This is a genomic window from Rhizobium sp. 01N447_2, from assembly GCF_056399245.1.
The window spans coordinates 60,093-70,565 of record NZ_JBFTQY010000055.1 but is presented as its reverse complement, the minus strand read 5'-3'; the positions used below and the strand labels follow the sequence as shown (position 1 = coordinate 70,565).

Annotated in this window: 10 protein-coding genes and 2 pseudogenes; 7 read left to right on the top strand and 5 right to left on the bottom strand. The window is 62.3% G+C overall.

Annotation, left to right across the window (positions count from 1 at the left end; genetic code table 11):
- Nucleotides 1–153, top strand: a pseudogene (locus tag AC1ECN_RS28075) (aldo/keto reductase); the annotation flags it as partial.
- Between the two features lie 70 nt (nt 154–223).
- Here the strand turns inward: AC1ECN_RS28075 and AC1ECN_RS28070 are convergent.
- Nucleotides 224–1,078 carry a helix-turn-helix transcriptional regulator gene (locus AC1ECN_RS28070; RefSeq protein WP_477954793.1) on the bottom strand — a complete coding sequence of 285 codons (855 nt, stop codon included), beginning with the start codon at nt 1,076–1,078 and terminating at the stop codon, nt 224–226.
- Between the two features lie 191 nt (nt 1,079–1,269).
- Here AC1ECN_RS28070 and AC1ECN_RS28065 point away from each other — a divergent pair, with 191 nt between their 5' ends.
- The 5 genes from AC1ECN_RS28065 (at nt 1,270) to AC1ECN_RS28045 (ending at nt 6,277) form a co-directional block, all read left to right on the top strand.
- The gene (locus AC1ECN_RS28065) at nt 1,270–2,394 is read left to right on the top strand and encodes an ABC transporter ATP-binding protein (RefSeq protein WP_024321782.1); all 1,125 of its coding nucleotides are present in this window, start codon (nt 1,270–1,272) and stop codon (nt 2,392–2,394) included.
- Nucleotides 2,395–2,416: 22 nt separating this feature from the next.
- Entirely contained in the window at nt 2,417–3,577 is a 1,161-nt protein-coding gene (locus AC1ECN_RS28060; RefSeq protein WP_075226206.1) for an ABC transporter substrate-binding protein, read from the top strand.
- Between the two features lie 249 nt (nt 3,578–3,826).
- Nucleotides 3,827–4,693, top strand: a complete 867-nt coding sequence (locus tag AC1ECN_RS28055) for an ABC transporter permease (RefSeq protein WP_130673950.1) — start codon at nt 3,827–3,829, stop codon at nt 4,691–4,693.
- Nucleotides 4,693–5,502: an ABC transporter permease gene (locus tag AC1ECN_RS28050; protein ID WP_018482186.1), complete on the top strand. Its 810-nt coding sequence runs from the start codon at nt 4,693–4,695 to the stop codon at nt 5,500–5,502. Before AC1ECN_RS28055 ends, AC1ECN_RS28050 begins: the two co-directional genes overlap by 1 nt.
- 13 nt (nt 5,503–5,515) lie before the next feature.
- Entirely contained in the window at nt 5,516–6,277 is a 762-nt protein-coding gene (locus AC1ECN_RS28045) for an SDR family NAD(P)-dependent oxidoreductase (protein ID WP_130673949.1), read from the top strand.
- On the opposite strand, the gene AC1ECN_RS28040 is transcribed toward AC1ECN_RS28045, so the two are convergent.
- The 3 genes from AC1ECN_RS28040 to AC1ECN_RS28030 all read right to left on the bottom strand — a co-directional run bounded on the left by AC1ECN_RS28040 (nt 6,274) and on the right by AC1ECN_RS28030 (nt 8,172).
- A complete protein-coding gene (locus AC1ECN_RS28040; RefSeq protein ID WP_130726109.1) occupies nt 6,274–6,918 on the bottom strand; it encodes a LysE family translocator in 645 nt (214 codons plus the stop codon). The two genes, AC1ECN_RS28045 and AC1ECN_RS28040, sit on opposite strands and share 4 nt — an antisense overlap.
- Nucleotides 6,919–7,037: 119 nt before the next feature.
- Nucleotides 7,038–7,865, bottom strand: coding sequence for a helix-turn-helix transcriptional regulator (locus AC1ECN_RS28035; protein ID WP_477954789.1), 828 nt, complete (start codon nt 7,863–7,865; stop codon nt 7,038–7,040).
- Entirely contained in the window at nt 7,816–8,172 is a 357-nt protein-coding gene (locus tag AC1ECN_RS28030) for a hypothetical protein (protein WP_477954795.1), read from the bottom strand. The genes AC1ECN_RS28035 and AC1ECN_RS28030 overlap by 50 nt, the downstream gene beginning before the upstream one ends.
- On the opposite strand from AC1ECN_RS28030, the pseudogene AC1ECN_RS28025 reads away from it, so the two are divergent.
- Nucleotides 8,063–8,492: pseudogene (locus AC1ECN_RS28025) on the top strand (carboxymuconolactone decarboxylase family protein). The gene AC1ECN_RS28030 and the pseudogene AC1ECN_RS28025 overlap by 110 nt on opposite strands.
- A 71-nt stretch (nt 8,493–8,563) precedes the next feature.
- Here the strand turns inward: AC1ECN_RS28025 and AC1ECN_RS28020 are convergent.
- Entirely contained in the window at nt 8,564–10,348 is a 1,785-nt protein-coding gene (locus AC1ECN_RS28020) for an APC family permease (protein ID WP_130673946.1), read from the bottom strand.
- Nucleotides 10,349–10,473: the final 125 nt, after the last annotated feature.

Here is a 10,473-nt window from a genome sequence, read left to right as displayed (position 1 = left end):
CAGCTCGCCGACAATTTGGGCGCGATGAAACTGAAGCTCTCCGACGACGACATGGCGCGGCTGAACGAGGTGAGTGCGCCCCAGCCTTTGGACTATCCCTATGGCAAGGGAGGTATCAACCAACGCCATCGCAAGATCGAGGGCGGCCGCTGAGCCTTTCGGCCGCAACTGAACGAAGCCTGTCCGTTTCTCGCCGACGCGGACAGCATATCCGGGCCATGAATTACCGACCGGCGCTTTGGGTTGCCGGTCGGTCGCCCGTGCCGCCGAATGTCTTCAGGTAGATCGACAGAAGCTGCGTCTGCGAGGAGATGCYGAGCTTGCGGTAGACGTTGCGGCGGTGGACCTTCACCGTGCCCGTCGAGATGTTGAGCCTGAGGCCGATCGATTCCGAGGAATGTCCCTGCAATACCAGATCGACGATGGCGGTTTCGCGGCTCGTCAGCTTGAGGTCGCGCCAGACAGTGTCGGCCGGCTGTAGCGCCTGCGCCGCCGCACCGCGTTTCCTCCCCGTCCTCATGCCGGCATCGCGCTGCGCGTCGAACCGGGCGCCGAGCCACGGCCAGAAATGCCGGACCAGGCTCGCCACCAGAGGTTCGGCCTTTTTCAGAAGCGCGAATTCAGCCGGCGGAAACGGGCCGGTCTTTTCCCGGCGCATCAGCGACAGCACGACGGTGATATCGTCGTCGAGTGTCACGAAGAAGCCGATCTCCTCGGCAAGCCCGGTCTGCACATAGTAGCTCCGGTAATATTCGCTGGAGAAGAAGCGGTCGGGCGCCAGCTCGCGCATGCGGAAGACGCCGGCGCGACGCGCGCGGGCGGTCTGGTAGAAGGGGTCGAGCAGATAGGGACCGACCTGGTAGAGGGTAACGAAAACGACGTTCTCTTGCGGATCGAAGGTGCTGTAGAGATCGATCGGCCGTTCCTTGCCGCGATAGGCAAAAACCACGACATAGTCGAAGCGTACCAGCGCCGCCATCATCCGGCGGAAGGTCTCGCCAAACTCTGCATCCGCCATGGCGGGCCTTCCGACGGTGGCGTCGAAAGCCTGAAACAGCGCCTCGAGATCAATGCTCATCGAAAGCCTCCCTCAACCGTCTCATCAGGAATGGGTGCAATTTCATATACACCTTCCACGAAGAGATGTGAGGCAAAATACCTCTTTCGGGGTATATACCGCGCGGGAAGGCCGGGCTTAGTCTTTCGCCAACGACGGTGGCAACAAGGCAGCGCTAGACTGCCCGTACCAACCAACCGCAGGGAACAGACGTGGCATCCGCTTCGACGAACGATATCGAATTCCGTTCGGTCACCAAGAACTATGGMGCGGTGACCGCCGTGACCGACATAAACCTGAATGTACCCAAGGGTGCTTTCCTCGCTTTGCTCGGCCCTTCCGGCTGTGGCAAGACGACGTGCCTTCGCATGATCGGCGGCTTCGAACAGCCGAGCGAGGGCGCCGTGCTGATCGACGGACGKGAGATGAACGGCGTTCCGGCCTATCGCCGCCCCGTCAACATGGTCTTCCAGCATTATGCGCTGTTTCCGCATTTCAACGTCGTGGAGAACGTCGCCTATGGCCTGAGACAGATGCGGCCGAGGATCGCGGCGGCCGAGATCAACCGTCGCGCGGCCGAAGCGCTCGAGATGGTGCGGCTCGGCGGTTTTGCCAAACGGCGCATCCACGAGATGTCCGGCGGCCAGCAGCAGCGGGTGGCCTTGGCGCGGGCGATCGTCAACCGGCCTTCGGTGCTGCTGCTCGACGAGCCGCTGGCCGCACTCGACAAGAAGCTGCGCTCGGCCATGCAGATTGAATTGCAGACGCTGCAGCGCGAGCTCGGCATCACCTTCGTGCTCGTCACTCATGATCAGGAAGAAGCGCTATCGATGGCCGATGTCGTCTGCGTCATGAGCGCCGGGCGGATTCGCCAGCTCGGCACGCCGCAGGAGGTCTATGACCGCCCGGCCGATCTTTTCGTCGCCGATTTCGTCGGCAAGACCAACCGGATCGACGCGACGATGGAAGCCGGCGGCAAGACTCTGCGGCTTGGCGACGGTTCGGTGCTTGCGACCAGCGCGCGGCCCGGCGTTGCGCCGGGCGACGTCATCGTTGCGATCCGTCCCGAAGCGATCCGGCTGACGCGGGCGGCCGTCGGCAGCACGTCCTTTGCCGGCACGGTCACGCACCGCATCTTCCTCGGCTCTTCGGCCGAATATGCTGTCACCGTTCCGGGGCTCGGCGATTTCCTCGTCACCGCCGACCGGCGCAGCATGAACGAGAGCGATCTGGTCGAGCCGGGCGAAGCGGTCTTCCTCGGCTTCGATCCCGGTATGGCCCACGTCTTTTCAGCCCAGGTTTCTTCAGGCCAAGTTTCTCCGGCATCCAGTGCATAAACCAGAACAAGGGAACAGCATCATGAGCAAGGACTACAAGGATAATCTGCCCATTACCCCTGAAGGCTTCATGGACGAGTTCATGCGCCTGAAGCGCGGCTCCGTCAGCCGCCGTCACTTCCTCGGCATGACAGGCCTCGGGCTTGCGACCGCCGTGCTGTCGCGTTTCCCCGGCGCGCTGTCGACGCCCGCCTATGCCGAGGATCTCGGCACCCAGATGTCGATCGCCACCTGGCCGAATTATCACGACCCTGCGACCTTCGAGAACTTCAAGGCGGCGACCGGCGTTGCCGTCGAGGTCAACGTCTTTGGCTCCAACGAGGAAATGCTGGCCAAGCTCCAGGCGGGGGCCTCCGGTTGGTCGCTCTTCGTGCCGACCAATTACACGATCTCCACCCACCACAAGCTCGGCCTGATCGACGAACTCGACCTGTCCAAAATCCCGAATTTCAGCCAGGCGACGGAAAACCCGCGCTTCACCAAGGAGGGCATGATCGACGGCAAGACCTATGCCGTGCCGAAGAACTGGGGCACGACAGGATTCTCGGTCAATACCTCGAAGATCAAGACCAAGCTGTCGAGCTGGAAGGATTTCTTCGAGATCGCCCAGACGGAAGCCGACGGCCGCGCCATGGTGCACGACTATCAGCTGACGACGATCGGCAGCGCGCTGGTCTCGCTCGGCTACGATTTCAACTCGATCAAGGCGGACGAACTCGCCAAGGCCGAGGAACTGCTGATCAAAGTCAAGCCGCACCTTTTCGCCATCAACAGCGACTACCAGCCGGCCATGCGCGCCACCGACGCCTGGCTCACCATGTGCTGGACCAATGACGGTGCACAGCTCAACCGCGATGTTCCCGAGATCGCCTATGTGCTCGGCACCGACGGCGGCGAGATCTGGACGGACTATTACGCCATCCCGAAGGATGCGCCGAACAAGGCGGCGGGTTACGCGCTCCTCAACTACCTCATGGATCCGGCCTATGCCGTCAAGGAGCACGTCGCCAACGGCGCGCCGACAACCGACAGCCGCGTCATCGCGCTGCTGCCGAAGGAGATTACCGCCAACAAGATCGTCTATCCCGACGAGGCGCAGCTGACGCCGCTGGAATTCGGCGCGGCGGTAACGCTGACCGACCCCGGCCGTGCGGAACTGATGGCGCGCTTCAAGTCGGCTTGATCCGATCTCCCTTTCTCCCCAGCGGGGGTCCGAGGGACGGGTCGAGACCCGTGGCTCGACCCCGGTCGGTGGCCCGAAGGGTCGGATGAGGGGGCKGCAGATGCTGCCTTTCGCTTGAGCTCAAGGCATTCGTCGCTTCGCTCCTCATCCCCCGCATCGCCTCGCTTTGCTCGGCAGTTCTCCCCGTTGAGGAGAAGAGGGAAAGCGTGGCGCCGACAGTTACTCTTTCGAAAAGTCGCGTGAACTGAAATGCCCCTTGCACCGAACACGAAAAAACGCCTCGTCACGGCCGCGCTCGTCGCGCCGGCCAGCATCTGGCTGTTCGTGTTCCTGGTACTGCCCTTCATCGCCATCATCGTCTTTGCCTTCGGCGAGCGGGCGCCCGAAGGTGGTTATCAGCCGGCTTTCACCTTTGCACAGTTCGCCAATCTCGGTTCGCGCGCCGCAGCCTTCAAGAACACGCTGATGCTTGCGCCGATCGGCGCCTTCGCTTGCCTCATCGTCGCCTATCCGGTTGCCTATTACCTGGCCGTCAAGGCCAGCGCCAAATACCGGCTGCTGCTGGTCTCCCTCGTCGTCGTGCCCTTCTGGACCAGCCTTCTGGTGCGCACCTATGCCTGGATGTACATTCTCGGCGCCCGCGGCATTCCGCATCTGATGGAGATGGTCGGCATCGAGAATGTCAGGCTGCTGAACACGCCGGGCGCCGTGCTGCTCGGCATCGTCTATGGCTATCTGCCGCTGATGATCATGCCGATCTATGTCAGCCTCGAAAAGCTCGACCGCCGCCTGCTGGAGGCTTCTGCCGATCTCGGGGCACGGCCGCTTTCGACCTTCTTCGGCATCACCCTGCCGCTGTCGCTTCCAGGCGTGATGACCGGCATCGCTCTTGTCACCATCCTGCTGCTCGGCGAATATCTGATCCCGCAGCTGCTTGGCGGCGGCAAGGTCTTCTTCATCGGCAATGCGCTGGTCGACCTCTTCCTGCAATCGCGCAACTGGCCGTTCGGCTCTGCAATCGCCGTCACCCTCGTCGTCGTTGTCGTCATCGTGCTTTTGATCGCCATGCGCATAGCCTGGCGCGTTGCCGGTACCCGCCAGGTGGATCTCGTCTGATGCGCGCGCTGGTCACCGCAGTCTACCTGTTCCTCTACACGCCGATCGCGCTTGTCGTGCTGTTCTCCTTCAATGCCGGCCGCAATGCCAGCGAGTTCACCGGCTTCTCGACGCAATGGTATGGCAAGGCGCTCGCCAACACCTTCCTGATGGAAGCGCTGCAGAACAGCCTGATCATCGCCTTTACCAGCGCCGGGCTGGCGGCCATTTTCGGCACGATGGCGGCGATCGGCATGGAGCGGCTCGGCGCCCGCACGCGAGCAGTCTTCGACGGGCTGTTCGCTGCGGCGATCGTCGTTCCCGGCGTCGTCATCGGCATTGCGACGCTGGTGGCGCTGGTCGAAGTCTTCGGCTTCGTCAATCCACTGATCGCCGCCGTCTGGCCAGGCGAACAGGCGCCGAAGCTTTCGCTGGGCTACGGCTCGATCATCGCCGCCCATGGCCTGTTCACCATGGCGCTGGTGACGATGATCGTCAAAGCGCGCATCGCCGGCCTTGGCCGCGACATCGTCGAGGCGTCGAGCGATCTTTACGCCACGCCCTTCACCACCTTCCGCCAGATCGTGCTGCCGCAGATCCTGCCGTCGATCCTTGCCGGTTTCCTGCTCGCCTTCACCTTCTCCTTCGACGATTTCATCATCGCCTTCTTTGTTGCGGGCTCGAACACGACACTGCCGATCTATGTCTTCGCCTCGATCCGACGTGGCGTGACGCCCGAGATCAACGCCATTGCCACCATGGTGCTTGTCGCATCGCTGGGACTGATCCTCATCGCGCGCTTTCTGATGCGCGAGAAAACAACAAACTGAACGGGAAACACCAATGATTCTTGATAATCGCGTCGCGATCGTCACCGGAGCGGGGTCGGGCATCGGCCAGGCCGGCGCGCTGATCATGGCAGGAGAAGGCGCGTTCGTCGTCGTGGCGGATCTGAATGCCGCCAATGCCGCCGAAACCGTCGGCCGGATCGAGGCCGCCGGCGGCAAGGCCGAGAGCCTCGTTCTCGACGTGACGGATGACGCGGCACTCGAAGCCGGCATCGCCGCGGTCGCCGAACGTCATGGTCGGATCGATATCCTCCACAATCATGCCGGCGCACAGGTGGCGGGCGATCTGGAACAGGTGGCGGTCGAAGGCTTCGACAGGTCGTGGAGCCTGAATGTCCGAGCGCATTTCATGGCGGCGCGCTTCGTCATGCCGCTGATGAAGAAGGCCGGCCGCGGCGTCATCCTCAACACCTCCTCCTCGTCGGGCGTGCTCTACGATCGCGAGATGATCGCCTATACGACGACGAAACATGCGGTCATCGCGATGACCCGGCAGATGGCGGGCGACTACGCCAGGTTCGGCATCCGCGTCAACGCGCTCTGCCCGGGCTGGGTGGATACGCCCTTCAACGAGCCCTTCATCGCCCAGATGGGGGGGCGCGGCGCGATCGAGGCCTATATCGCCGAGAAAGTGCCGCTCGGACGCTGGGCCGATGTTTCCGAGATTGCCGAGCCCATTCTCTTCCTCGTCTCGGACCGCTCGTCCTACATGACCGGGCAGATCCTCGTCGTCGACGGCGGTGAGACCGTCGTCTAGCGACTGCTGCCCCGATTTCCCGCAAAGGCGGCCGTCAGCCCGAGGCCGATCAACAGGACGCCGCTGACATAGCGTTCGGCGGTGAGATAGCGGCGATTGCGCCTCAACCAGCTGCCGGCAATACCGGAGGCGAACGCGTAGCCGCCGTCGGTTATGAGGCCGAGGCAGGTGTAGATCAGCCCCAGGAAGGCGATCTGCATCGCGGCGTGACCCCTGTTTACGTCGATGAACTGTGGCAGGAAGGCAAGGAAGAACAGCGCGGTCTTGGGATTGAAGAGATTGACGACGAACCCGTCGCGGAGAAGACGCGCGTAGCCGAACGCCTTCAAGCCGGTCTCGTTGTCGGGAAGCTGGCTTGGACCAAAGATCTTCTTGAACCCAAGCCACATCAGATAGGCCGCGCCCGCATATTTGATTGCGCTGAACGCCAGAGCCGAGGAAGCCAGGACGGCCGACAGGCCCAATGCCGCGACGATGACGTGGACCAGTGTCGCCGCATGAATGCCGAGGATCGAAACAAAGCCGGCAAGGCGGCCCTGCTCGACCGAGCGGGCAAAGATATAGAGAACCGCCGGCCCCGGAATCAGAAGCAGGGCCAGGGAAGCGCCGATAAACAACCAGATATTGGTAAGGGTTGGCATGATAATCGCCCTGCTCCTGTTTTTTCCACATCGCCTTGCGGGCGCATCGCTGGAGCCAGCCTGTTGTCACCGCGCAAGGGTGGATAGCATCACATGGGCAAAGCCTGCTGTCTTGAACGCTATAAACCTCTTGCATAATCGGCGGGCGTCACACCCGTCGTCTGCTTGAAAAGGCGGGAGAGATGGCTCTGGTCCGCGAAACCGACCATCCCGGCCACCTCGGCCGGCGGCGTGCCCGACCGAAGCATCTGCCGGGCCCGGCTTAGCCGCAATTGCCTCTGATAGGTATGCGGCGGCAGCCCGACAGACGAGCGGAAGGATCGCACGAGGTACACGGGATTGAGCCCGACCAAACGGGCAAGGTCGGCAAGGGCAATGCGCCTGTCGTAGTTCGCGTCGAGAAATTCACGGATGATCGTGACGTGGCGCGGCTCGCTTCCTGCTTTGACCCTTGCCTGCCGCTGCCCTGGGTAAGAGGCCAGCGCCGCAAGCCCGCTCGTCAGAAGCGTCTCGGCTTCAAGCGCGTCATCCGCAGTTTCGAGGCATCGATGCGCGCTGCCGAGGCTTTGGAAAAGTTCGACGTCGCCGGGGCATAACAACGGCTCCAACAGCGGCAGGCGCGTCGCCCCGGGATCGAGCACGGCATATTGCAAAAACGCAGGCGATACGAACAGGCAGCGGTAGTGCAACGCCTGTTCGCCGGCCGGCAGGCACATGTGCACGACGCCGGGCGCAAGGACATTGATGTTGCCCGGCTTCACCGCCACCTGAGGCTGACCATATTGGAACGCCATCGTGCCGCGTTCGTGCAGATGGATGGCATAAGCGTCGTGGAAGTGCTTCGGAAAGTGATGCTGCGTTCCTGAAGMGCGCAGCAATTCCACTCCGGCCAACGCGTCACTGCGCCAGATTCGAATGCGCCCCGCATCCCGCTTCATCCTGACCATTCGATAGTCTTTCTACCAGGCTGCCCCCGCCTTCAAGATATTTCCATGACAATCTTGCCGGGACCACGGAGGTACAAATCAAAATTTCCGCGCGCACGTCACATCGGGAGATGCCTGCCCGCCATGATATCGGCAACAACAGAAGGAAGCCAATCATGACGACAAAAATCGATCTCTTCGCCGCTGCCCCTTCGCTGATGACGGTCTGGCCGCGCACATCGATCGAACTCGACGCCGCCGCCAGTTTCGACCGGACTCTTTCTGAATTGCTGAAACTCCGCGCCTCTGAGATCAACGGCTGCGCCAATTGCCTCAATCTCCGATGGAAGCGCGCGAAAATGGCGAAACCGAGCAGCGCATCTACCTGCTGCCGGCCTGGCGGGAAGCGCCTTGCTACACCGACCGAGAGCGCGCGGCACTTGGCTGGACCGAGGCCTCACACGCCTTTGCGAAGGACGGGAGCATGCGAGCGCCTATGAGGCTTTGAAGGCAGAGTTCACGGAAGAGGAGCAGGTCAAGCTCACCGTGATGATCAACATCATCAACGGCTGGAACCGCATCGCCGTTGGCTTCGGCCTTTATGTCGACGCGGCCACGGTCAAGGCCGCCAGGGCTTCTGCCGCCTGATCGTCCCAAGCGATAGAAAGAGCCGCCATGTTTCCATGGCGGCTCGGCGGCCTGTCTGCTTGGGAGGAGATTTAGGCCGGAAGCTGGAAGATCACGTTGGCGATCAGAACGATCGCGAGGCCCGCGGCGAGTGCGAGATAGGGCAGGATGCCGGCTTTCTTGACGCCGAGATCCTGGCCGACGAGGCCGAGATCCTCCATTGCGCCGGCCGGGAATTTGCCGCCGTCGCGCACATAGTGGCGGTAGGCGAAGACCGGCAGGATCAGGGCGGCGAAGATGAAGCCGACCCAGAGCGCATTGGAATAACCCCAGACCTTGGCACCCGCACCGAGGAAGAGCGCGTTGACGAAGGCCAGCACGGTGTTGAGGCCGATCAGCCAGGTCGGCGCCTTCCAGGGGCGTTCGATATGACCGGAATCCATCCGGTGGATCCAGCCGGAATTGAGGTTCAGGAAGTTGAAGATGATGTAGCCGACATTCGAGACGGCGAGCACGAAGAAGTAGCCGCCGACATCTGAGGCGATCGCCAGCAGGAAGAGATTGAAGGCGAAATCGGTCCACATCGCCCGAGTCGGCGCGCCGTGCTCGTTGACGTGGTCGAGATATTTCGGCAGCCAGCCATCTTTCGAGCCCTGGTAGAGCGTGCGCGAGGAACCGGCCATCGCCGTCATGATGGCGAGGAAGAGCGCCATGATCATCAGTACGACGAGCAACTGGGTAACGACGCGGCCGGCGCCGATCAGGCCGCCGAGCGCTTCGGCAACACCCGTGCCATCGACGATGCCGGGGGCCAGCATGCCTGCATGGCCGAGGACGCCCTGGAAGGCGAAGGGCACGAGGAAGAAGAACAGGCAGCAGGCAAGGCCGGAATAGAAGATCGCCTTGAAGGTGTCGGTCTTCGGGTTCTTGAGTTCGCGGGTGTAGCAGACGGCCGTCTCGAAGCCATAGGTCGACCAGGCGGCGATATAGAGGCCGCCGAGGAAGAGTGTCCAGCCGCCGTTGCTCCAGGTGCCGTCGACAGCGGCATAGGCGGCTGTCGGCGGCACGAGACCGGTGACGTTGGTGGCCAGGATCTGGCCGCTGACGATCGGGTAAAGGCCGATGATGAGCAGCGGCACCAGCACGATGATGGCCAGCCACTTCTGCACGCTTGCCGTTTCCGAAATGCCACGATGCTGGATCGCGAAGATGATCAGCATCAGGATGCCGCCGATGAAGAAGGTGGCGTTGATATTGGCGGTGGCAAGGAAGGGAATGTTGAAGCTCAAGAGCGACCAGCTGCGGATCGCCGGCGTCAGGGCGGCGACACCGTCGGTGCCGAGCAATGCCTTGACGGCGTCATCCGGCGTCGTGCCGGCATGGGCTGCGATATATTCGGCGACGCGGGGGCTGTCGGCCGTGATGGAAGCGGCATGCGCTGAGATCCAGTCGAGGACCATCTGCGAATCTGCCGCCGGAATCGGGTAGAATGCGTTGAGGATGTAACCGGCGGCGATGGCGCAGCCGAGCGACAGCACCGGCGACCAGGCAAACCAGTTGCACCAGACGGACAGCGGCGCGATGAATTTCGAATAGCGCAACCAGGCGGTGGCGCCATAGACCGAAGCGCCGCCGGATTTGTTGGCGAACATGCCGGCGATCTCGGCATAGGTGAAGGATTGCAGGAAACCCATCACCATCGAGATGATCCAGACGACGAAGGCAAGCTTGCCCGTCGTGCCCGCAATGCCGCCGATGGAGAAAAGAACGAGCGGCGGCACGCCCGCAGCCACCCAGAATGCGCCCTTCCAATCGAGCGCGCGTACAAGCTTACCTTCGGTGCCGGATGCAATCCCGGCCTCCACAATGTCTGTCATCAGTGAAATTCCCCATTCTATTTGTTCCGGACGTATCTTTGTACGTCTCCCTGAACGTGTCTCCCTGACAGTCTCAAGCCCGCCCGGATGATTTTGGCGATCCGTGTTCCCGACGGATTCCCGAG